The sequence below is a fragment of the Williamsia deligens genome, assembly GCF_024171765.1.
In the GTDB taxonomy this organism is placed as follows: domain Bacteria; phylum Actinomycetota; class Actinomycetes; order Mycobacteriales; family Mycobacteriaceae; genus Williamsia_A; species Williamsia_A deligens.
In genome coordinates this window covers 50,862-74,593 of record NZ_JAMTCI010000004.1, presented here as the reverse complement: position 1 = coordinate 74,593, position 23,732 = coordinate 50,862, and the positions used below count along the sequence as shown (strand labels likewise).

Annotated in this window: 17 protein-coding genes; 11 read left to right on the top strand and 6 right to left on the bottom strand. The window is 71.2% G+C overall.

What is annotated here, in order from left to right:
* Positions 1-10 precede the first annotated feature (10 nt).
* Both ureG and LX14_RS19170 read left to right on the top strand, forming a co-directional pair.
* Positions 11-697, top strand: coding sequence for an urease accessory protein UreG (ureG, locus tag LX14_RS19175; protein WP_253648984.1), 687 nt, complete (start codon positions 11-13; stop codon positions 695-697).
* A 3-nt stretch (positions 698-700) separates the two neighbouring features.
* Positions 701-1,375, top strand: coding sequence for an urease accessory protein UreD (locus LX14_RS19170; protein WP_301283950.1), 675 nt, complete (start codon positions 701-703; stop codon positions 1,373-1,375).
* Here the strand turns inward: LX14_RS19170 and LX14_RS19165 are convergent, their stop codons facing one another.
* From LX14_RS19165 to LX14_RS19155, 3 genes are all read right to left on the bottom strand, one after another.
* Positions 1,376-2,875, bottom strand: a complete 1,500-nt coding sequence (locus LX14_RS19165) for an NAD(P)/FAD-dependent oxidoreductase (RefSeq protein ID WP_253648982.1) — start codon at positions 2,873-2,875, stop codon at positions 1,376-1,378.
* 159 nt (positions 2,876-3,034) lie between these two features.
* Positions 3,035-3,625 (bottom strand): GNAT family N-acetyltransferase, encoded by a 591-nt coding sequence (locus LX14_RS19160; protein WP_308214143.1) that lies wholly within the window; start codon positions 3,623-3,625, stop codon positions 3,035-3,037.
* Between the two features lie 170 nt (positions 3,626-3,795).
* Positions 3,796-5,139, bottom strand: coding sequence for a TIGR01777 family oxidoreductase (locus LX14_RS19155; RefSeq protein ID WP_253648980.1), 1,344 nt, complete (start codon positions 5,137-5,139; stop codon positions 3,796-3,798).
* A gap of 148 nt (positions 5,140-5,287) precedes the next feature.
* On the opposite strand from LX14_RS19155, the gene LX14_RS19150 reads away from it, so the two are divergent.
* Genes LX14_RS19150 through recD form a run of 7 tightly spaced genes read left to right on the top strand, consistent with a single transcriptional unit; the run spans position 5,288 to position 17,613 of the window.
* A complete protein-coding gene (locus LX14_RS19150; protein ID WP_253649053.1) occupies positions 5,288-6,607 on the top strand; it encodes an NAD(P)/FAD-dependent oxidoreductase in 1,320 nt (439 codons plus the stop codon).
* Positions 6,601-7,374 (top strand): DUF1365 domain-containing protein, encoded by a 774-nt coding sequence (locus LX14_RS19145; protein ID WP_253648979.1) that lies wholly within the window; start codon positions 6,601-6,603, stop codon positions 7,372-7,374. Before LX14_RS19150 ends, LX14_RS19145 begins: the two co-directional genes overlap by 7 nt.
* Positions 7,371-8,615: an SAM-dependent methyltransferase gene (locus LX14_RS19140; RefSeq protein ID WP_253648978.1), complete on the top strand. Its 1,245-nt coding sequence runs from the start codon at positions 7,371-7,373 to the stop codon at positions 8,613-8,615. Before LX14_RS19145 ends, LX14_RS19140 begins: the two co-directional genes overlap by 4 nt.
* Before the next feature lie 51 nt (positions 8,616-8,666).
* Positions 8,667-9,131, top strand: coding sequence for an acyl-CoA thioesterase (locus tag LX14_RS19135; protein WP_253648977.1), 465 nt, complete (start codon positions 8,667-8,669; stop codon positions 9,129-9,131).
* A 3-nt stretch (positions 9,132-9,134) separates the two neighbouring features.
* The gene (gene recC / locus LX14_RS19130; protein WP_253648976.1) at positions 9,135-12,440 is read left to right on the top strand and encodes an exodeoxyribonuclease V subunit gamma; all 3,306 of its coding nucleotides are present in this window, start codon (positions 9,135-9,137) and stop codon (positions 12,438-12,440) included.
* The gene (locus LX14_RS19125; protein ID WP_253648975.1) at positions 12,437-15,790 is read left to right on the top strand and encodes a UvrD-helicase domain-containing protein; all 3,354 of its coding nucleotides are present in this window, start codon (positions 12,437-12,439) and stop codon (positions 15,788-15,790) included. Before recC ends, LX14_RS19125 begins: the two co-directional genes overlap by 4 nt.
* Positions 15,787-17,613: an exodeoxyribonuclease V subunit alpha gene (recD, locus tag LX14_RS19120; RefSeq protein WP_253648974.1), complete on the top strand. Its 1,827-nt coding sequence runs from the start codon at positions 15,787-15,789 to the stop codon at positions 17,611-17,613. The genes LX14_RS19125 and recD overlap by 4 nt, the downstream gene beginning before the upstream one ends.
* A gap of 3 nt (positions 17,614-17,616) precedes the next feature.
* Here the strand turns inward: recD and LX14_RS19115 are convergent, their stop codons facing one another.
* On the bottom strand, positions 17,617-18,378 hold the full coding sequence (locus tag LX14_RS19115) for a PIG-L family deacetylase (protein ID WP_253648973.1): 762 nt from the start codon (positions 18,376-18,378) through the stop codon (positions 17,617-17,619).
* A 77-nt stretch (positions 18,379-18,455) separates the two neighbouring features.
* The gene (gad, locus tag LX14_RS19110; RefSeq protein WP_301283961.1) at positions 18,456-19,799 is read right to left on the bottom strand and encodes a glutamate decarboxylase; all 1,344 of its coding nucleotides are present in this window, start codon (positions 19,797-19,799) and stop codon (positions 18,456-18,458) included.
* Between the two features lie 349 nt (positions 19,800-20,148).
* On the opposite strand from gad, the gene htpG reads away from it, so the two are divergent.
* On the top strand, positions 20,149-22,068 hold the full coding sequence (gene htpG, locus LX14_RS19105) for a molecular chaperone HtpG (RefSeq protein ID WP_372505467.1): 1,920 nt from the start codon (positions 20,149-20,151) through the stop codon (positions 22,066-22,068).
* A gap of 73 nt (positions 22,069-22,141) precedes the next feature.
* On the top strand, positions 22,142-23,419 hold the full coding sequence (locus tag LX14_RS19100) for an ammonium transporter (protein ID WP_253649051.1): 1,278 nt from the start codon (positions 22,142-22,144) through the stop codon (positions 23,417-23,419).
* A gap of 132 nt (positions 23,420-23,551) precedes the next feature.
* Here the strand turns inward: LX14_RS19100 and LX14_RS20790 are convergent, their stop codons facing one another.
* Positions 23,552-23,683 (bottom strand): hypothetical protein, encoded by a 132-nt coding sequence (locus LX14_RS20790; RefSeq protein WP_301283949.1) that lies wholly within the window; start codon positions 23,681-23,683, stop codon positions 23,552-23,554.
* Between the last annotated feature and the right edge of the window lie 49 nt (positions 23,684-23,732).

Here is a 23,732-nt window from a genome sequence, read left to right as displayed (position 1 = left end):
GGTGCCCCCAGTGCCCCCGCATCTGATCGACGGCCAGCCCCACTCCCACGCCCCCGACCGCCCGCGCCGTGCCCGTCAGCCGGGGGAGGCGTTGCGCGTCGGCATCGGCGGGCCGGTCGGATCCGGGAAGACGGCGCTGGTGGCGGCGCTGTGCCGTCAGCTCCGCGAGGAGCTGTCGGTGGCCGTGCTGACCAACGACATCTACACGACGGAGGACGCGGACTTCCTGCGTCGCAACGCCGTCCTGCCCGACGAGCGCATCACCGCGGTGCAGACGGGTGGTTGCCCGCACACCGCCATCCGGGACGACATCACCGCGAACCTCGACGCCATCGACGACCTGGTCGCCGAGAACCCGCCGTTGGACCTGATCCTCGTCGAGTCCGGGGGTGACAACCTGACCGCGACCTTCTCCACCGGCCTGATCGACGTCCAGATCTTCGTGATCGACGTCGCCGGCGGTGACAAGGTGCCCCGCAAGGGTGGTCCGGGGGTCACCTTCTCCGACCTGCTGGTCGTGAACAAGACCGACCTCGCGCCGATGGTGGGTGCGGACCTGTCGGTGATGGAGCGGGACGCCGCCGCCGTGCGCGGGGATCGCCCGACCGCCCTGATCTCGTTGACCGACGATCCCGCCGCCACGACGGTGGTGGCCTGGGTGCGCGACCGTCTCGCCGAGGTCCAGACCCCGGCGTAGCGGATGCGCACGCAGGTACATGTGGTCGGACGAGCCGGTCGCGCGCCGTGGTCCCACGCCGTCGGCGGTCTGGCGGTCCGCCGGACAGGTGTCGACACGCTCTTGCTCGTGTCCACGGCCGCGACGCCGCTGGGGGGTGACCACATCGACATCCGCGTCGAGCTGGAGCCCGGCGTGCGGCTGTGCATCGGCTCCGTCGCCGCGACGATCGCCCTCCCGTCGCGTCACGACCCCTACTCGGCCGCGACCTGGACGCTGACCGTCGCCGACGACGCCGAGCTGCACGTGGTCCCGCAACCCACCGTGGTCGCCGCGGCGGCCACACACGAGACCACGACGACGCTCACCGCGGCCGGATCGTCGGTCGTGCGGGTCGAGGAACGCGTACAGCTCGGGAGATACGGCGAGGCCGGTGGGTCGTGGTCCGGGAGGCTCGTCGTCGACGTCGACGGGGTCCCGGCGCTCCGCCACCGACTCGACCTGGGCGACGATGCGGTCGCCGGGGCCGGTCACCGGGCCCTGCTGAGCTCCCTGCAGCACCCCGACACCCGCGACGGCGCGGTCGCGCCGACGGCGATGGCGACCCGGATGGCGCTGGCGGCCGGCGCCGGGCTCACCACCGCGCTCGGGAGGACGGTCGCCGACGCCGAGCGGGCGGCGGCGACCATCCCGTCCTGATCAGCCCGAGGCGCGGGCGGTGTCCTTCGCATCGGTGTTCGCATCGGCGTCGGTGGTCGAGTCGACGTCGACGCCCGGCGTGGTCGGCTCGGGGTCGGGCTCGGCGATCGCCGGGATGGGCGGCTCGCCGTCGAGCTTGTTCTCCGACTCCAGGTGCTGCAGGTGGTCCATCGCGGTGCGGGCGTACACCTGCTGCTCGGTGACGGTCAGCTGCGAGCGGCCCCAGGTGCTGAACGCGACGGCCCAGTCGATGATCGTCGAGAGGCGGCTGCGGAAGCCGACGATGTACACCAGGTGCAGCGCCAGCCACCCCATCCAGGCGAAGAAGCCCTCGGTCTCGAAACGCTTCTGCGTGAACGGGATCGGGACACTCATCACGGCGCTGAACCGTGACACCGTCGCCATCGAGCCCTTGTCCTTGTACTTGAACGGCGTGCGCTGGTCCGGTGACTGCCCCTTGAGGCCTGCGACGATCGCGTCGGCCGCATAACGACCGCCCTGGATGGCGCCCTGGGCCTGACCCGGCACGTTCTCGACCGACATCATGTCGCCGACGACGAACACCTCGGGGTGATCGGCGATCGACAGGTCGGGGTTGACCTTGACCCGGCCGGCGCGGTCGAGCTCGACCCCGGTCTGCTCGGAGAGCTGCTTGCCGAGGGGGCTCGCCGCGACACCGGCGGACCACACCTTGCACTGCGACTCGATGCGGCGGGTGGTGCCGTCCTTCTCCTTGACGGTCAGACCGTCGTAGTCGAGGTCGACGACCATCGCGTTGAGCTGGATCTCGACACCGAGCTTCTCGAGCCGGTGTGCCGCCTTGGTGCCGAGGTTCTCACCCATCGGCGGCAGCACCGCGGGCGCGGCGTCGAGGAGGATGACCCGGGCCTGGGTGGGGTCGATGTTGCGGAACGTGTCCTTGAGCGTCTTGTCCGACATCTCCGCGATCTGCCCGGCGAGCTCGACGCCGGTCGGTCCGGCGCCGACGACGACGAACGTCAGCAGCCGGGCGCGCTCGTCGGGGTCGTCGGAGAGCTCGGCCTGCTCGAAGGCACCGAGGATCCGACCGCGGAGTTCCAGCGCGTCGTCGATGGTCTTCATGCCGGGCGCGAACTCGGCGAAGTGGTCGTTGCCGAAGTAGGACTGTGCGGCACCCGCGGCGATGATCAGGCTGTCGTACGGGGTCTCGGTCATGCGGGTCAGCAGCCGCGACGTGACGACCTTGCGCTCGACGTCGATCGTCTCGACGTCGCCGAGGAGCACGGTCGCGTTCTTCTGGCGACGCAGCACCTGACGGGTCGCCGGGGCGATCTCGCCCTCGCTGACGATGCCCGTCGCGACCTGGTAGAGCATCGGCTGGAACAGGTGGTGGGTGGTGCGGGCGATCAACGTCACCTCGACGTCGGCCTTGCGCAGTCGCTGCGCGCCGAACAGGCCGCCGAATCCGGACCCGATGATCACCACGCGATGCGGGCGCCGTGCCTCGGTGGAAGCGTTCATGCGGTGCTCCTGTCAAACAATCGCTGGTGGCAGCCGGGCGGTCCTGGTGTCGTGACGGGCTGTGATGTCACGACGTCGACGGTGCCGTCCGCTCTGGGGTCAACGGTAGTCAATGGGAGGGCGGCCCATGCGCCGAGCCCACAGACCGGCCGGGGTGTCTCAGGCGATCAGGTGCGCGTGTCGGGACCGGCGCGGTGCCCGGGCGGGGTCCCCGGCCTCCCAATCCGCGCGGAGGATCTCGTACTCGACCTCGCCGCGCTCGTATCCGTCGATCGCCCGGTCGTCGGTCTGGTGCAGGGCGGCGAGCCGCATGCCCGCCTTCTCCATGACCCGCCGGGACGCGGCGTTGACGGCCATGGTGCCGGCGAAGACGCGCGCGGTGGGGCCGTTCTCGAACGCGTGCCGGACGACGGCCACCGACCCGTCGGTCCCGTACCCGAGGCCCCAAGCGGTCCGCCGGAGTCGGTAGGCGAGCTCGAGTTCGGGCACTGCGCTGTGCCGCGGCGACCGCAGGGCGAACCACCCGACGAAGGTTCCGGTGCGACGTTCATGGGCCATCCACATCCCGGCCCCCTGGCGGGCGGCGAACGCCGCGAGCGCCCGGGGGACCACCCAGTCGGCGATGGTCTCGACGGGCGTGGGGGCCCCACCGGAGACGTAGCGCATCACCTCGGGGTCACCGTCCAGCTCGACGAGGGTCCCGACGTCGGCCTTGGTCACCGGTCGCAGGACGAGGTGCGGGGTGTCGATGAGGATGGCGCACCTCCCGCCCGGCGACGGGGCGACCGCCCGCCGGACGCCCGTGAAGTGCGTTCATCCTAAGGGGGCGAGGGCGTGGGAGACACGCCTTGTCGGTCGTGTCGCACGACCTCCGGGCGTCGGCCTTTCCGCGCCCGACGTCCGTGGGGCGACGCCGTCGATCAGTGACCGAGCTGGTGACGCAGCACGGGCTCCAGGGTGGGCATGCGGAACGTGTGACCGAGGTCGGTCAGGACCCCGGGGACGACCCGCTGGTCGGCCAGGGCCAGTGAGCGGGCGCCGGTGCGGGTGAGCAGGAGCTCGGGTGCGATCGCGGGGACGGGCAGCACCGTGGGCCGGTGCAGGACGTGCCCCAGGGTGGCGGTGAACTCGCTGTTGCGCACGGGGTTCGGGGCCACGGCGTTCACCGGACCGTCGAGCCGGTCGTCGAGGGCCGCGCGGTAGAAGACGTCGCACACGTCGTCGACGCCGATCCAGGACAGCCACTGTCGGCCGTTGCCCAGGCGACCACCGAGGCCGGCGGTGAACAGCGGACGCAGCAGCGCGAGCATCCCGCCGTCGGCGGCCTGCACCACACCGGTCCGGATGACGGGGACCCGGACGCCGGCCTCACGGGCGGGGCCGGTCGCGTCCTCCCAGTCGCGGACGATGTCGGCCACGACGCCGTCGCCGGGCGGGCTGGTCTCGGTCAGTTCCTCGTCGCCGCGGACGTCGCCGTAGTAGCCGATCGCCGACCCGGCCACCACGACCGACGGCCCCCGGCCGCTCGCATGGGCGTCGGCCACGACCTCGCAGAGCAGGCGGGTAGGTCCGACGCGGCTGTCGCGGACCGCGGCGACGTGGCCGTCGGTGAACCGGCCGGCGATCGACGCCCCGGCCAGGTGCACCAGCACGTCGAGACCGTCGAGCAGGTCGGAGTCGGGGGCATCGGGATCCCAGCGGCGCTCGTCGGGACCCGAGGGGTCGCGTCGGACCAGCGAGACCACCTGGTGTCCGCCGGTGGTCATCAGCGCGGCCAGGGACCGACCGATGGTCCCCGAGGCTCCCGTGATGCCGATGACCAGCGGGTCCGGCGCGAGCTCGCGTGCCCACGCCTGGGTGGTCATGTCGTCGGCCAGCTGGCGGTGGCGGTAGTCGAACATCGACGACAACGCGAACCCGGGGACCCGTGTCTCGACGTGGTCGATGATGCGGGTGTGGTCGGCGTCGACCGCCTCGAACCGGTGGGTGTGCGTCCAGGGTGTGACGAGGCGCAGCGGCAGGTTGGTCAGCTTGTCGACGAACTGGTGCGGCGGGTGGTAGCCGGACGGGAGGTGGGACGCCACCCACTCCATGCCGCCGGGCAGCGCGAGGACCGCGCGGCCGTCGCGGATCGACGTCGCCTCCGACTTCAGCCCGATCGGGGACCCGGGCGGTGTCAGGCGGCGGAACGCGCCCGGACGTTCGTGCCAGGCGAACACGTCGTCGATGGCGCCGGGGACGACCGAGGTGCGGGAGATGCTCACGCGTTCCACAGTAGGCGTGGAGGGTCCGGACCCGGGTGAACAGCGTCACGCCCATCCGTGGGTCGGCAGGCTCCGAACAAGGGAGGTCACGCGTGCCGATACTGTGCGAGACCGTTCCGCCTATCCGGGCGACCCGGCACGCGAGACGATGTGGAAGGCGAGGAACGCGGTGATCACCGAGAACACGGTGCGACGCGATACGACGGTGGCTGTCGTCGGGTCGGGCGTCTCCGGACTCACGGCCGCGCACGTGCTGCGGTCCACCCACCACGTCACGCTGTTCGAGGCCGACACGCGACTCGGTGGCCACGCGCACACCCATCAGGTCCCCGGGCCCGACGGCGACATCGCGGTCGACACCGGGTTCATCGTCCACAACGAAGAGACGTACCCGCTGCTGCGTCGACTGTTCGACGAGCTCGGTGTGGCCACCCAGCCCACCGAGATGAGCATGAGCATCCGCGATCCCCGGGGCGGTCTCGAGTACGCCGGCGGACGGGGCGCGGGCGGGATCCTCGCCCAGCCGTGGCGCCTGGCCGATCCCCGGTTCGTCGGGATGCTCGTGCAGATCAAGCAATTCCATCGCGCCGCGGCCCGATTCCTCGACGAGTCCGACGACACCGACCTGACCACCTTCGGCGACTTCCTCGCCGGCCACCGGTTCGGGACCTTCTTCCGGCGTCACTACGCCGTCCCCCTGGTGTCCTGCGTGTGGTCGTCGGGCACGGGCAGTGCTCTGGACTATCCCGCCCGCTACCTCTTCGCTTTCCTGCGCAACCACGGGATGCTGTCGGTGACCGGTTCGCCGCAGTGGTTCACCGTGACCGGCGGCTCGAACGAGTACGTCCGCCGTGTCGCCGCCGGCCTCGACGAGGTCCGCACCGGGTGCCCGGTCACCCGTGTCAGTCGTACCGACCCTGACGCCGCGGGCGGCGTGCTCGTCACCGACGCGCACGGGGCGACCCAGCGCTTCGACAAGGTCGTGATCGCCACGCACCCGGACCAGGCTCTCGGGATGCTCGCCGATCCCGACGCGGACGAGAAGGCGGTCCTGTCGGCGTTCCGCTACTCACCCAATCAGGCCGTACTGCACACGGATACCACGATGCTGCCGCGCAGTCCCCGCGCCCGTGCGTCGTGGAACTACCTCGTGCCCACGGACGCCCCCGGCGTCGACAGCCCGCCTGTGGTGACCTACTGGATGAACCGCCTGCAGGACCTCCCGGGCGACACCGACTACCTGGTGACCCTCAACGCCACCGATCGCATCGACCCGGCCTCGATCATCGCGGTGATGGACTACGCCCACCCGCTGTACACACCCGCCGCCGTCGCCGCGCAGACCGCCCTGCCCGAGATCGGTTCGGACGTCACCGCTTTCGCCGGCGCCTATCACGGGTGGGGGTTCCACGAGGACGGGTGTCGTTCGGGGGTGGCCGCCGCAGCCCGTCTCGGTGTCCGATGGTGACCGCGTCCACGGCCGTGACGATCCCCGACCTGCCGGCGGTGGTGATCGGCGAGGTCGGCCATGCCCGGACCGAGCCCGTCGCGCACCGGTTCCGTCACCGCGCCTACCAGTGGCTCGTCGACCTCGACGCGCCTGTCGAGATGCCGCGTCTCCTCCGGCCGTTCGCCCGTTTCCGTGCCGCCGACCACCTCGGTGGGCGGGGCGGGGGACCGGAGGCGATCCGCGCCGACGTGGAGCGGTTCGCCGCAGCGCAGGGCGTCGACCTCCCGCGCGGCTCGCGCATCCTGATGCTCGCCAACGCCCGGGTCCTCGGTTACGTCTTCGACCCGCTCAGCGTGTTCTGGTGCCTGGGTCCCGACGGGGACGTCGTGTGCCTCGTGGCGGAGGTGCACAACACCTACGGCGAACGAACCGCCTACCTCCTGCATCCCGATCGGGACGGCCGCGCCCGCACCGACAAGACCTTCTACGTGTCCCCGTTCAACGACGTCTCCGGCAGCTACCGGATGCGCTTCGGCATGGACCGCGACCGGGTCGAGGTCACCATCACCCTCGAGCGGCCGGGACAGGCGCCGTTCCATGCGGTGTTCGGCGGGACACCGCGCCGCGCGACGCCGGCGCGGGTCCTCGCGACCGTGCTCACCATGCCCCTCATGCCCCAGCGCGCCCGCGCGCTCATCACCGTGCACGGCGTCTGGCTGTGGTTGCGGCGGTTGCCGATCGTCCCCCGACCCGAACACGTACCCACCCAGGAGGTCCAGAGATGACCGGACACGCCGATCCGTTCACCGCCCGCCGCCCGATCGTGGCCGGCACCTTCGTCAAGGTGCCCATCGCGCGCATGCTCATGGACTACGCCATCGGCAAGGCGCCCGTGCGGGTGCGGTTCCCCGACGGCACGGTGCGCGGGGCGGGTGGCCCGGACAGCGAGATGCTGGAGATCGTCCGCCCGAGGGCCTTCTACGACCGCATCAGCCACCACCCGAAGATCGGTCTCGGCGAGGCCTACATGGCCGGTGACTGGCGGGCTGCCCCGGGCAGCGACCTCGGCGCGGCCCTCACACCGTTCGCCGAGCGGATGACATCACTGGTACCGGAGCCGCTCTGGAAGCTCCGCGCGATCGTCGACCGTCGGATCCCGGCCGCCACCGAGAACTCGCGTGAGGGGTCCCGCCGGAACATCGGTGCCCACTACGACCTCAGCAACGACATGTTCGCGTCCTTCCTCGACCCGACGATGTCCTACAGCGCAGCGAAGTTCGACGAGTCGCAGGACTTCGCCCGGCAGGACCTCGAGGCGGCGCAGCTCCGCAAGATCGACGCCGTCCTCGACATGGCCCACGTCGGGCACGAGACGCGTCTGCTGGAGATCGGCAGCGGGTGGGGTGCCCTCGCCATCCGTGCCGCCCAGCGGGGCGCGCGGGTCACGACCGTCACCCTCTCGACCGAACAACTCGCGCTGGCCCGCACCCGCATCGCCGAGGCCGGTCTCACCGACCGCATCGACATCCGCCTGCAGGACTACCGCGACGTCACCGGCGAGTTCGACGCCATCGTCAGCGTCGAGATGATCGAGGCCGTCGGCGAGGAGTACTGGCCCACCTACTTCTCCGCACTCGACACGCTGCTCGCCCCCGGCGGCACGGTGGCGATCCAGGCGATCCTCATGTCGCACAGCAGGATGCGCGCCACCCGCCGCTCGTTCGGGTGGATCCAGAAGTACATCTTCCCCGGCGGACTCATCCCGTCACTGGAGGCCATCGACGAGACGCTCGCGGCCCACACGGACCTCGTCCGCACCGACCGCAGCGAGCTCGGCGCGCACTACGCCGAGACGCTGCGTCGGTGGCGTCACCGGTTCATCGAGTCCTGGGAGACCGGCGGCGCCGACCGCACCGGTTTCGACGAGACGTTCCGACGGATGTGGGAGTACTACCTCGCCTACTGCGAGGCGGGCTTCGCCTCCGGGTACCTCCAGGTCAGTCAGCTGCAGTTCCGCCGCCGCTGACCCCGAACGTCCGCCGACCGGGTCGTCGGAGGCCGTCGATAGTGTGTCCGCATGTCCAGTGATGTCGCGACCGTGTCCCTGCAGCTGCGGTGGGGCGACATGGACGGCAACAACCACGTCAACAACGTGATGATCACGCGGTTGTTCGAGGAGTCGCGGGTGCGCGCATCCCGCACGCTCCTGGCGAGCGATCCGGCCGGCAGCGACGGCCGCGAGCTGCTCGAGGGTGGGCTCGTCGTGGTGCGACAGGAGGTCGAGTACCTCGCCACCATGCCGTACACCGAGGACGACGTCACCTGCTCGGTCTGGCTCAGTCGGGTCGGGCGCACGTCGTTCGACTTCTCGGCGCGCCTCGTCGGGGTCGACGGCACCGCGTACGCACAGGCCGAGACGACACTGGTCCGCGTGGACGACTCCGGCCGCCCGTCTGCGCTCCCGGACGCCGTCGTCGCCACCATGACCGGTCGCACACGGGAGCCCCTGGCGTTGCGCAGCCGCTCGGGCCTCCGGGCCTGACCCGTGCTGACGCTGCACCGGTCGCCTCGCACCGACGTCCTCGCGGATGCGCTCGGGTCGATCCTGCTGCAGCCGTCGGGCGACCCGTTCACCCCCGAGGTCGTCGCGGTGCCGGCGAAGGGTGTCGAGCGATGGCTCGCCCAGCGTCTCGCGCAGACCCTGGGGGCCACCCCCGGCAGCGGTGACGGGGTGGCCGCGAACATCGACTTCCGATCGGCGGCGGACCTCGTCGACGGGATCCTCGCGGCCGTGCGCGGTCATCGCATGCCCGACGACCCCTGGGCCACCGCGCGCGTCCGCTGGCACCTCGTCGACGTGCTCGACGAGTGCGCGTCCCTGCCGGAGTGCGCGGTCCTGGCCCGGCACCTCGGTGTGGGGGAGGGGCACGTCGACGCCCACCGTGCCGGCCGTCGATGGACCACCGCCGACCACCTCGCCCGTCTCTTCCGCTCGTATGCGGCGTCCCGGCCCGCGATGGCCGGCGCGTGGACCCGCGGTGACGACCACGACGGCATCGTCGCGCCCGACTCCGCGACCCGGCGGATCGACGACGACCTCCGCTGGCAGCCGGTGGTGTGGCGTGCCCTGCGCGACCGGATCGGTGTCCCGTCGCCCGCCGAGATGCTCGACGACCTGTGCGGGCGCATCCGCGCCGAACCCACCGTGCTCGACCTGCCCGAGCGCCTGTCGCTGTTCGGGCCCACCCGGCTGACGACCCAGCAGCTGGCGGTGCTCTCGGCCGTCGCCGCCCACCGCGACGTCCACGTCTTCCTCCCGCACCCGTCCGACGACCTCTGGCGATCGGAGGCCGGTTCCGACACGGTCCGCCGGAGCTCGCTGCGACGGGCCGTCTCGCCACACCCGTTGCCGGCCAGCCTGTCCCGCGAGGTGCGCGAGACACGCCACCGGCTCGCGCCTGTCGTCGACGCCGATGTGCACCACCCCCTGACCGCGCCGAGACCGGACACGCTGCTGGGCCGTCTGCAGTCGGGGATCGAGGCGAACGAGGCACCGGTGTCGGGATCCGCGTCCGCCGACGGCACCGTGACCGTGCACGCCTGTCACGGTCCCGCCCGTCAGGTCGAGGTCGCCCGCGACGTGATCGTGCGGATGTTCGCCGAGGACCCCACGCTCACCCCGCGCGACGTCATCGTCATGTGCCCGGACATCGAGCTGTTCGCGCCGCTCGTCGCGGCGTCGTTCGGTCAGGACGCCACCACCCATCCCGCCCACCAGCTCCGGGTCCGACTGGCCGATCGGGGGCTCGCCGCGACCAATGCCGTCCTCGACACCGTGGTCGCCGTCGTCGGACTGGCGGGCGGGCGCATCACCGCCGGGGACATCGCGGATCTGGCCGCGCGCGAGCCGGTGTCGCGCCGGTTCGGCTTCGACGACGACGCCCTCGACCGCATCGACGACTGGCTCGAACGGGGCGGTGTGCGATGGGGGCTCGGTCCGTCGCAACGCGCGGCGTTCGGACTGGAAGGCTTCCCCCAGAACACGATGGAGACCGGTGTCGACCGCCTCGCCCTGGGCGTGGCCGCCGACGAGATGGACGGATGGATCGACCGGGCCCTGCCACTGTCGGACATCGAGAGCACCGACGTGGACCTCGTGGGCCGCTTCATCGACTTCGTCGATCGCCTCGAGAGGTGCGTCGACGACCTGTCCGGCGTGCACACCGCGGTCGAGTGGCGGGACGCGGTGGCGCGCGTCGTCACCGATCTCACCGAGAGCGATCGCGCGCAGGCGTGGCAGACCGCCCGGGCGATCGCCGAGATCGACACCGCGTTCGACCACGCGGGCACCCTCACCCTGCGCCGGGCGGACGTCACCGCCCTGCTCGACGACATGGTCGCCGCACGTCCGACCCGCGCCAACTTCCGCACCGGCGAACTCACCGTGTGTTCGATGGTCCCCATGCGGTCGGTGCCGCACCGGGCCGTCGTCCTCCTCGGCCTCGACGACGACACCTATCCGCGCGCCACCCGGGCCGACGGCGACGACGTGCTGGGGCGCGATCCCGTGGTGGGGGAACGTGATCCGCGCGCCGAGGACCGACAGCTGCTCCTGGACACGATCATGTCCGCGACCGACCGGCTGGCGGTGTGCTTCACCGGGACCGACCCCGTGTCGGGACTGCGTCGGCCACCGTCGGTGCCGGTGAGCGAGGTCGTCGACACCCTGGTCACGCTCGTGGGTGCGGACGGCCCCGACGCGATCGTCCGACGCCACCCACTGCACGCCTTCGACCCCGCGTCGTTCACCGTCGACGGCGGAGACCTCGATCCCGCTGCGCCCCGGCCCTTCTCCTACGACACCGTCGCGCTCGCCGGCGCCCGCGCGCTGACGGGCCCGTCGGAGGGGACACTCACCTTCGACCGCACCCCGATCCCGCTGCCCGCCGACGTCCGCGGCGCAGACGTCGACCTCACCGACCTCATCGCGTTCCTCGAACACCCGACCCGCGGCTTCCTGCGGCAGCGTCTGCACACCGGTGTCCCCGAGGCCGACGACGTCCTGCCCGACACCATGTCGGCGGACCTCGACTCGCTGGACCGGTGGGGGATCGGCGAACGCATCCTGTCCCGCCGCCTCGACGGCGTCGACCTCGCGACCCTGCGCAACATCGAGATCCGTCGGGGGATGCTGCCGCCCTTCGCGTTCGGCCGCCGTGCCCTCGACGACATCGTCGACCTCGTGGACCGGATCGTGGCCGCGGCCGGGCCGGAGGCGCAGGCCCCGCGCGTCACGGTCGACGTCGATGTCGCTCTCCCCGACGGCCGTCGGCTCACGGGCACCGTCGACTCGCTGCGCCCCGGCGACGGCGGACTGCGGGCGGTGACCGCGTCCTTCTCGCGCCTGTCGGCGAAGCGACGCATCGCCGCGTGGGCCACCGTGCTCGCGGCGGCCGCGTCCGTCCCCGAGGTCATCGGTGCGCGCACCGTCGGCCGCGGACGCGGCAGTCGGATCAGCGTCGCCGACCTCGCGGTCCCCGACGATCCCGCGGCGTTGCTGGCCGATCTCGTCGCCCTGCGGGACCGCGGACTGACCGAGCCGTTGCCCGCGCCCGTCGCCGCGACCGCGGTCTACGCCGAACGTCGTGGGTCCGGTGCCGACCACGACACCGCGATCGAGGCCGCCCGCGCCGAGTACCAGAGCCGGTACGGGGAGCACACCGACCGGTTCGAGCAGTACGTGTTCCCCGGCGGTTTCGACGAGATCGCCACCGCGGACGCCGATCTGCGTGACATCGCCGCCCGCATCTGGCAACCGCTGACCGCCCACGAGACGACGACGGTCCGATGACCCGGCGCACCGCCCCCGACGACACCCGTCCCTTCACCCTCGCCGACTCGCTCCCCACGGGCACGACGGTGCTCGAGGCCTCCGCGGGGACGGGCAAGACGCACGCCATCGTCGCCCTGGCGGCCCGCTACATCGCCGAGGGCGTACCGGTCGAGTCGTTGCTCCTCGTGACCTTCAGCCGCATGGCCACCGCCGAACTCCGGGAGCGCACCCGCGAGCGTCTGCGGTCCCTCGCAGCAGGTCTCGCCGATCCCTCTGCCTCCGACGACGACCTGGTGGCCGTCGTCGCCGCCGCTCCCGACGACGAGCTCGACCGCCGTCGGGAGCGGATCGCGGCCGCCCTCTCCGACTTCGATGCGGCCACCGTGAGCACCACCCACACCTTCTGCTCGCGGATGCTCGACGCGCTCGGCATCGCAGGCGACCGGGAGGAGGGACTCACCCTGGTCGAGGAGGTCGACGACCTCGTCGACGAGGTCGCGGGCGACGTCCACCTGAAGTGGTTCGCGACCACACCGCCGCCGTTCTCGTCCGACGTCGCACGCACCATCGCGCGCGCCGGGGTCCGCCAGTCCGCGGCACGCGTCCTCCCCGACGACGCCGACGAGGGCACCGAGGAGGCGGTGCGGGCCCGGTTCGTGTCCGTCGTGCGTCGAGAGGTGCAGCGACGCAAACGGATGGCGCGGATCCGTGACCACGACGAGCTGCAGTCGCTCCTGCGCGACGTGGTGTGCGACCCGGTGCACGGCGAGGCCGCCTGCGCGCGTATCCGCGACCACTTCCGTGCCGTTCTCGTCGACGAGTTCCAGGACACCGACCCCGTCCAGTGGGAGATCCTGCGGCGCTGCTTCCACGGACACGTCGCGTTGACCCTCGTCGGCGACCCGAAGCAGTCGATCTACAAGTTCCGCGGCGCCGAGGTGCTGGCCTATCTCGAGGCCTCACGGGTCGCCGACCAGAACCGTCGGCTGACCACCAACTGGCGCACCGACGCCGACCTCGTGACCGCCCTCGACCACCTGTACGGCGGTGCCGAACTCGGACACCCGGACATCGTCGTGCGGGGTGTCGAGGCACGACATCAGGCCTCACGGATCGACGGCGTGCAGCCTCTGCGCCTGAAGGTGCTGCGCCGCACCGGACACGGGCCCATGAAGTCGGACCTGCCCGCGCTCGACGCACTGCGGTCGTCGGTGGTGCGCGACGTCGCCGACGACATCGCGGCGCTGCTCGCCGATCCGCCCGTCCTGTCCACCCCGCAGGGGGAGCGGCCGGTCCGACCGTCGGACATCGCCGTCCTCGTCCGCACACGCAAGGTGATCGAGCCGCTGCAGGCGGCACTGCGCGCCCACGGTGTCGCATCTGTCGTGGGTGCCGGTGTCAGCGTCTTCACCACCGACGCCGCCCGCGACTGGTTCCACCTCATCCGTGCGCTGGAACAGCCCACCCGGGCCGATCGAGTCGCACTCGCCGCCCTCACACCGTTGCTCGGGTGGTCGCCCGCCGAGGTCGCGGCGTCCGACGGCCCGCCCGTGGACGCGGCCGACCTCGTCGTCGACCTCGCCGAGACGGTGGAGCGGTCCGGGTTCGCGGCGATGGTCGAGCGGCTCACCCTGCGCCGAGGCCTCTACGCCCGGGTGCTCTCGACCCACGACGGTGAGCGCGCGATGACCGACCACCTGCACCTCGCGTCGCTCTGCCACCGTCACATGGTGACCGAGCGCGCCGGTCTGGCCGGGCTGTCCCGGTGGTTCTCCGAACGGCTGGAGGACCCCGCGGTCGGGGACCAGGCGGAGCAGAGTCGTCGGCTGGACCGCGACGCGCACGCGGTGACGATCATGACCGTGCACGGCAGCAAGGGTCTGGAGTTCCCGATCGTCCACGTCCCGTTCGGCTGGGACGCGGCGAGGATGCCCAAGCCGCAGACGCTGGAGTTCCACGACGAGCAGAACCGTCGGGTCCTGGACGTCGGCGGACCGGACGCACCCGGGTACGCCCGTCGGCAGGCCGAGGCCGACGCCGAGGACTTCGGCGAGGAGCTGCGCCTGTTCTACGTGGCCGTCACCCGGGCCCGCTCCGCGGTGACCCTGTGGTGGGCACCGGGATCGTCGGCGAGACGCTCACCCCTGCACCGTCTGCTGTTCGCGCGTCCCGGCGCCCGCGCCACCGGACCCGACCCGGCACCGTCGTCGGCGATCCCCGCCGACGCCGAGGTGATGGACCACCTGAGCACCTGGGCGGCCGGGGCGCCTGTGCCGATCACCGTGTCGCACGCCGGATCCGATGCCGCCGACACCGTCGTCGCCGACGACACCACCGCCGACGGTCCGCCGACGTTGTGTGCCGCGCACCTCGACCGCACCATCGACGCCGGCTGGCGCCGCACGTCGTACACCGCACTCGTCGCGGCAGCGCACGACCGTCCCTCGGCACCGGGTGTGGCCACCGAGCCCGATCCGCTGACCGTCGACGACGAACCGTCCGAGGAGACGACGGACGCCGCCGACGCCGCATCCACGACGCCCGAGACGGACGACGACACAGGGGATCTCGTCCTCCGGTCGCCGATGAACGGGCTGCCGTTCGGTGCGGCGTTCGGGACCCTGGTCCACACGGTCCTCGAAGACGTCGACACCGACGCCGACGACCTGCGCGCCGAGGTCCTCCGCATCACGGCGCCCGCAGTCGCGGCGTCCGGGCTCGACGCCGACCTCGACCGCCTCGTCGATGCCCTCCTCGCCGTCCTCGACACCCCGCTGCACCTCCCCGAGACCGGCACCCCGGGCGTGCGACTCGCCGACATCCCCATGCGACGTCGCCTCGCCGAGGTCGACTTCGAGTTCCCCCTCGCCGCCGGCAGCGGAGCCGTCGCGGCGATCGCGGACCTGATGGACCGCCACCTGCCACAGGACGATCCGATGCGGGCCTACGCACCGGTGCTGCGCGAGCTCGGCGACCCCGAACTGCGCGGGTACCTCACCGGCAGCATCGACGGGGTGCTCGGCGTCCCCGTCGGATCCGCGGTCAGATACCTCGTCGTCGACTACAAGACGAACCGCGTGGGCCCGGGCGATCTGTCCGCGCTCGACTACCACGCGGAGGCGATGACCGCCGAGATGATCCGTTCGCACTATCCCCTCCAGGCGATGCTCTACGCCGTCGCGCTGTACCGCTATCTGCGGTGGCGTCTGTCCGATGCGGACGCGCAGGATCACCTCGGCCCGATCCTGTACCTGTTCGTGCGCGGGATGGCGGGTGCGCAGACGCCGCCGGGTGTCGGGGTGGTGCGGTGGGATCTGCCGGGCACCCTCGTGGTGGCGCTGTCCGATCTGCTCGGGGGGCGGTCGTGACGACCGCCGGGACCCCCGCCGTCGACTCCGGCGTGAGCCTCGTCGCGACATTCCGCGACGCCGGCGTCCTCGGCGTCGCCGACGCGCAGGTCGCGCACCGTCTGGTCCGCCTCGTCGGTGGTGTCGACGCGACGCTCGAGCTGGTGGTCGCGCTGACGGTCCGTGCACTGCGCGCCGGATCGGTCTGCGTGGACCTCGCCCGCCTGCCCGACATCCCACCGGATCGGGACGCCCCCGACGATGTCGACATCGCGGCCCTCCCATGGCCCGACCCCGACAGCACCGTCGACGCATTGCGCACCTCGCCGCTGGTGACGCCGGAACCCGGGACCCTCGCGCCGCTCCGGATGGTGCGGACCGGCGACGGCGACGTCCTGCTCTACCTCGACAAGTACCACCGCCAGGAGTCCCGGGTCCGCGAGGTGCTCGCCGCCCGCGCCGCCGACCCACCGACGGTCGACGAAACCGCGGTCGAGGAGCATCTGCGTCGACTGTTCCCCGAGAGCGACGGCGAAGGCCCCGATCTGCAGGCCCTGGCTGCCCGCGCCGCGGCCACGCACCGGACGACCGTCCTCGCCGGCGGCCCGGGAACCGGCAAGACACACACCATCGCCCGGATCGTCGCCCTCCTCGAACAGATCGAGGGCCCCGGACTGCGCGTGGGTCTCTGCGCCCCGACCGGCCGTGCGGCGGCGGCCCTGCAGGCCGCGGTGAGCGCGCAGCCGGACCTGGCACTGCCGCCGGTGCGCGCGGTGACCATCAACCGCCTGCTCGGCCCGCTGCCCGGGGGCCGACGCTTCCGCCACACGGCGGCACACCGACTGCCCTACGACGTGGTGATCGTCGACGAGGCGTCGATGGTGTCGCTCACGATGATGTTCCACCTGCTCGACGCGCTCCGACCCGCGACCAGGTTGATCCTCGTCGGCGACCCCGACCAGCTGGCCTCCGTCGACGCCGGGGCCGTCCTGGCCGACCTCGTGCACGGCGTCACCGGCGACCCCGCGTCGTCCGACGACACGAGGGCACCCATCGGGCAGTCGGGCGCGATGGTCGCGCTCCGTCGCCGTCGCCGGTTCGGCAGCACCATCGGTGCCCTCGCCGACGCCGTGCGGGCCGGCGACGCCGACGAGGTGATCGCCCGTGTCGACGCCGCAGCGGCAGCACCCGACACCCCGCCCATCCGACTCGTCTCGGAGAAGGGCCCACAGTCGGACGACGTCCTCACGGCGACCACCGCCTGGGTGCACTCCCTCACCGAGGCCGCGCAGGCGGGGGACGCAGCCGACGCCCTGGCCGCGTTGACCGCCCACCGGGTGCTCTGCGCCCACCGTCGCGGACCGGCGGGCGTCGCGCGGTGGGCCGCCCTGGTGACGGCCGCGGCCGGCGTCGACGACAACCCGTCCCGCCCGTGGTTCCCCGGCCGCCCCGTGCTCGTCACCGAGACCGACCGCCGCACAGGCCTGTTCAACGGGGATGCCGGGGTCGTGGTCCGGATCGAGGGGGAGGTGGCCGTGGCGTTCCCCGGTGTCGACGCGCACGATCCCCCGCGCCTGATCCGGCCGCAGGGCCTGCGGGGGGTGGTGTCGGCCTACGCCACGACGATCCACCGCAGCCAGGGGAGCCAGTACCGCGGTGTCACCGTCGTCATCCCGCCGGCCCGGTCCGCTCTGCTCACCCGGGAACTGCTCTACACCGCGATCACCCGGGCCACCGACGACGTCACCCTCGTCGGGGAGCCAGGTGACCTGCGCGCCGGGGTGGAACGCGCGGTGTTGCGCGCCAGTGGATTGCGGTCCGCGGCGACGTCCACGAGGGCGTGAGGGTCAGTCCGTCGGCAGCAGCGGACTGCCCCCGGGTGTGAGGTCGCGGCGCAGATAGAACTCGGCGCGCAGCAGGCGACGGCGCGTCGGTTCGTCGAGGGCGAGCAGCGCCTTGAGTGCCGTGCTGCGATCCATCTCGCTGCGGTGCTCCATGATCGCCGACCACTTCCGGTCCACCCACGCGGTCACGTCGACCTCCAGGTCGATCGCGTCGTCAGGTGTCCCCGCCGGCGCCGCGTCGGGGTCGGCGGAACCGATCCGGAACCGGATGGCGGACATCGTCGAGACCGGGACGGTCGTCAGGTAGGCCGAGTCGACCTGCCATGCGGGCCCGTGCTGGGGGTACATCGGTGTGCACGCCGCGGCATCGATCGCGGCCAGCGCGAGTCGGTTGGTGTGGACGTGGTCGGGATGTCCGTAGACGCCGTAGGCGTCGTAGGTCACCAGGACCTCGGGACGCACGCGGCGGATGTGCGCGACGATCCGCGCGATCGCCACGTCGACATCTGCGGCACACAGGGGGTCGGCGCCCGGTGCGCTGTCGGGGAATCCGCCGTCGGCGTAGCCGAGTGCGTCCGCCGGCCCTGCCCCCAGGGTCGCGAGCGCCCGCTGAAGTTCCGTGTGGCGCTTGGTGCCCTCGGCCCAGGTGCAGGTGATCACCGACACCGCGACACCCGCGTCGACGAGGCGTGCGATGGTGCCCCCGGTCCACAGGGACTCGTCGTCGGGATGAGCGTGGACGAACAGCACGGACGTCGGGGACACGGTCCTCCTCTGTGCGGATGGGCTGCACCCACACTAGGTGCCCGCGGACCGGCCCTTGACGACCGGCGGGGGCCCACTCAGTGGTGGAAGTGCTCGCGCCGGGGTGGATGTCCGTCGCGGTGGATGGTGCGCAACCCGTCGACCACCGTGCGCAGGTTGTCGGCGAGATGCCGCGCCATGTCCCCCGAGAAGCCCTCACGGACGACGACCCGCAACACCGCGACGTCGGTCGCGTCGTCGGGCATCGTGTACGCGGGTACCTGCCAGCCGTAGGTCGACAACCCCCGGGACACGTCGAAGACGGTGAACCCGACGTCGTCCGCCGTGGTGAAGGTGAGCACCGGGATGCCGCTGCCGTCGGTCACCACCTCGAACTCGTCCATCGTCGCGATCTCCCGGGACAGCCACTGGGCGGTGTCGGACAGGGCCTGCATGATCTCGGTGTACCCGGCGCGGCCCAGACGCAGGAAGTTGTAGTACTGCCCGATCACCTGGTTGCCCGGCCGGGAGAAGTTCAGCGTGAAGGTCGGCATGTCGCCGCCGAGGTAGTTCACGTGGAACACCAGGTCCGAGGGGAGGTCCTCGGGCGTGCGCCAGACGGCGAAGCCGATCCCGGGGTACGTGAGCCCGTACTTGTGACCGCTGGCGTTGATGGACTTCACCCGCGGGAGCCGGAAGTCCCACTGCAGCTCGGGGTCGAGGAACGGCACGACGAACCCTCCACTGGCCGCGTCGACGTGGACGGGGACGTCCGGGCCACCCGACGCGGCGACCTCGTCGAGGGCGGCGACGATCTCCGCGACGGGTTCCAGCTCGCCGGTGAAGGTGGTGCCCAGGATCGCGACGACGCCGATCGTGTTGTCGTCCACGGCGTCGGTGACCTGCTCGGGGGTGATGACGTAGCGGCCCTTCTCGACGGGCAGGTACCGGGCCTCGACGTCGAAGTAGCGACAGAACTTCTCCCACACCACCTGCACGTTCGACCCGAGGACGAGATTCGGTGTGCCCGTGCGCTCACCACCGGCCCGCCACCGCCACTTCAGCGCCAGCCCGGCGAGCATCACGGCCTCACTGGACCCGATGGTCGATACGCCGGTGGCGCTCGACGGATCCGACGGGTCGAGATCGGGGGCGTTGAACAGGGCGGCGACCATCGACACGCACCGCGACTCGATCGCGGACGTCGCCGGGTACTCGTCCTTGTCGATCATGTTCTTGTCGAAGGTCTGGGCCATCAACCGTTCGGCCTGGGGATCCATCCACGTCGTGACGAAGGTGGCCAGGTTCATCCTCGACGCCCCGTCGAACATCATCTCGTCGTGGATGAAGCGGTAGGCCGCGTCGGGGTCCATCGAGTTCTCGGGCAGGCGCAGCGCCGGGATCCGCTCACGGGAGAGGCGGCCGGTGTACGCCGGGGCCAGGTGGGTGTTCGCGTCGTCGTCGGTAAGAGATCCGGACGTATCGGTCACAGCGGTTCCTTCGGTGTCGGTGCCGGTCACGGGCCCGCGCAGCGGACGTCCGCGATCTTCTCGTCACCGGCTTACACGACGGTGGTGGGTGCGCGGGGCCGGTCCAGGTGGGGTCGGGCGAATCGGTAACATCCCCGTGCCGGAGAAGTCACCGGCCGGACACCTGCGCCACACGGTGTCCGAGACGATCGACCAGTACGGCCGGTCCCCACCGGCCGAGGTGACACAGGAGACCGCAGTCGTGAACGCGCCCGCCGAAGAACGCGAATTCCAGGCCGAGACCCGTCAGCTCCTGGACCTGATGGTCCACTCGGTCTACTCGAACAAGGACAGCTTCCTGCGTGAGCTGGTGTCGAACGCATCCGACGCGCTCGACAAGCTCCGCCTGGCCGCCTACCAGGACAAGGACCTCGAGGCGGACACCTCCGACCTGCACATCACGATCAGCCGTGACACCGAGAACCGCCGGTTGACCATCTCCGACAACGGGATCGGCATGTCGCGCGACGACGTCGTCGGGCTGATCGGCACCCTGGCGCGCTCCGGCACCGCCGAACTGCGCGCCCGCCTGACCGAGGCGAAGGACGCCGCCGCGTCGTCGGATCTGATCGGGCAGTTCGGCATCGGCTTCTACTCGACGTTCATGGTCGCCGACACCGTCACGCTGGTGACCCGCAAGGCGGGGGAGTCCGAGGGCACACGCTGGCGGTCCTCGGGTGAGGGCACCTACACGATCGAGACCGTCGACGACGCGCCCCAGGGCACCTCGGTCACGCTCGACCTCAAGCCCGTCGACACCGACGACCACCTGTACGACTACGTCTCGGACGCCAAGATCCGCGAACTGGTGACGCGGTACTCCGACTTCATCGCGTGGCCGATCCGGATGGACGTCGAGCGGACCGAGAAGGTGGAGGCTGTCGACACGGAGTCCGGCGAGGGCGACGAGGACGCCGAGCCGACCGAGCGGACCGTCGTGGAGACGCAGACGTTGAACTCCATGAAGGCGTTGTGGGCCCGCCCGAAGGACGAGGTCGACGCCGAGGAGTACACCCAGTTCTACCGTCACGTCAGCCACGCGTGGGACGAGCCGCTGGAGACGATCTCGCTGCGCGCCGAGGGGACCTTCGAGTACCAGGCGCTGCTGTTCATCCCGTCGCAGGCGCCGTTCGACCTGTTCATGCGGGAGCGGTCCCACGGCATCCACCTGTACGTCAAGCGCGTCTTCATCATGGACGACTGCGAGGAGCTCATCCCCGAGTACCTGCGGTTCGTCAAGGGTGTCGTCGACGCGGCGGACCTGTCGCTCAACGTGTCCCGCGAGATCCTGCAGCAGGACCGTCAGATCCGTGCCATCCGTCGTCGACTCACCAAGAAGGTGCTGTCGACGATCAAGGACATCCGCACACAGCGCCCCGACGACTACACGACGTTCTGGACGCAGTTCGGTCGGGCGGTGAAGGAGGGGCTCATCGCCGACGCCGACAACCGCGAGGCCATCCTCGCGATCTCGGCGTTCGACTCCACCCACGACCCGGAGGCGACCACCTCGCTCGAGGACTACGTCGCGCGGATGAAGCCCAACCAGTCCGAGATCTACTACATCACCGGCGAGTCGCGGTCAGCGATGGAGAACTCGCCGCACATGGAGGCGTTCCGTGCGCGCGGCATCGAGGTGCTGCTCCTCGGTGATCCCGTCGACGAGGTGTGGACCGGCAACGTCACCGACTTCCAGGGCAAGCCCCTGCGGTCGATCGCGAAGGGCGAGGTCGACCTCGACGACGACGAGGGCAAGACCCAGGAGGAGAAGGACTCGGCGGACAAGGAGCGCGCGGAACGGGAGGAGCAGTTCGCCGACCTCACCGCGTGGCTCACCGAGACCCTGTCCGACCACGTGTCGCAGACGCGTCTGTCCACGCGACTGACGGACTCGCCCGCATGCCTCGTGGGCGACACCTTCAGTTTCTCCCCGCAACTCGAGAAGCTCTACCGGGCCTCGGGGCAGTTCATCCCGCCGTCGAAGCGGATCCTCGAGCTCAACCCGGACCATCCCCTCGTCACGACGCTGCGTGATGCGGTGGGGGAGAAGAAGGACGACGCGTCCCTGGCCGACACCGCCCGCCTGCTGTACGGCACCGCGGTCATCGCCGAGGGCGGCGAACTCGACGATCCCGCGCAGTTCGCGAAGCTCCTCGCCGCGCGCCTGACGGCCACGGTCTGATCGCGGCGGGGGAACGACGGACGTGGGGTACCCGCTGCTCGGAGCGCCGGACGCTGCCAACACCGCATGGGTGATGACGAGCGCCGCACTGGTTCTCGTGATGACGCCCGCGCTGGCGTTCTTCTACGGCGGGATGGTGCGCGCCAAGTCGGTCCTGAACATGATGATGATGTGCCTGTCGGCCGTCGGCGTCGTGTGGGTGCTGTGGGTGGTGTTCGGCTACTCCCTGGCGTTCGGTGACGACATCGGCGGGGTCATCGGCGACCCGACCGACTTCGCGGGCCTGCGAGGCCTCGTCACCGGGACCTACCTCGCGACGAATGGTGCGACGGTGTCGATCCCGCTCGTCGGCACCATCCCCGCGGTGGTGTTCGTGATGTTCCAGGCCGGCTTCGCGATGGTCACCGTCGCGCTCATCGCCGGTGCCGTCGCCGACCGGATGAAGTACACGGCGTGGCTGGTGTTCGCGGCGTTGTGGGCGACGTTCGTCTACTTCCCCGTGGCGCACTGGGTCTTCGCTCTCGACGGGTTGGCCTCGCAGCACGGCGGGTGGATCGCGAACCATCTCAAGGCGATCGACTTCGCCGGTGGTACCGCCGTCGAGGTCAACTCGGGCGCCTCGGCGCTCGCCCTGGCCATCATCGTCGGCAGGCGGCGTGGGTGGCCGCGTGATCCCATGCGCCCGCACAACCTGCCCGCCGTGATGCTCGGCGCCGGCCTGCTGTGGCTCGGGTGGTTCGGTTTCAACGCCGGCTCCGCGCTCGCCGCCGACGGCACCGCGGCTGTCGCCCTGATCAACACCATGGGCGCCGGCGCGGTCTCCCTGCTGAGCTGGCTGGTGGTCGAGAAGGCCCGCCACGGCAAGCCCACCTCGTTCGGCGCGGCGTCCGGCGTGGTCGCCGGACTGGTCGCCATCACACCGTCCTGCTCGTCCGTGACGCCCATCGGTGCCATCGCCATCGGCATCGTGGCCGGCGCGGTCAGCTCCCTCGCGATCGAGCTGAAATATCGGCTCGGATACGACGACTCGCTCGACGTCGTCGGTGTGCACCTCGTAGCCGGTGTCGTCGGAACCGTGATGATCGGTCTCGTCGCGAGCGCCTCGGCGCCGGCCGGCGTCGACGGCCTCTTCTACGGCGGCGGCGTCGACCAGCTGTGGCGGCAGATCGTCGCGGTGCTCGCCGTCGGGCTGTACGCGACCCTCGCCACGGCGATCATCGCGACCGTCCTCAAGCGGACCATCGGCGTCCGCGCCGACCCCCAGGACGAACTCGACGGCATCGACGACGCCGAGCACGCCGAGACGGCCTACGACATGCTCACGTCCCGCGGCGGGCGACGCGAACTCTAGTACGTGTGTCCGATTTCTCGGACCGTGTGGGAACGTCGCGATGAACAGCGGATGGCCGATCAGTGGTCTCAAATCCTCAGCGACGCTTACGGTTACGGTTTGACCGGTTTCGTGACCGGAATCTCGGCCCGTTCACGGGAAACCGGCGGTCATGTCACCGAAACACCGGACGTCGTTCACCGGGTGTTCGCCTGACTCGATGACGATTCTGCCGATCGACACCAGCACGGCGAGCCCCGAGGCCGCGCTGTCGGTTCCGTTCATGTCACGAACTCACGCCCCGTCTCGGGGCGCACCGAGTATCCGAAAGAGG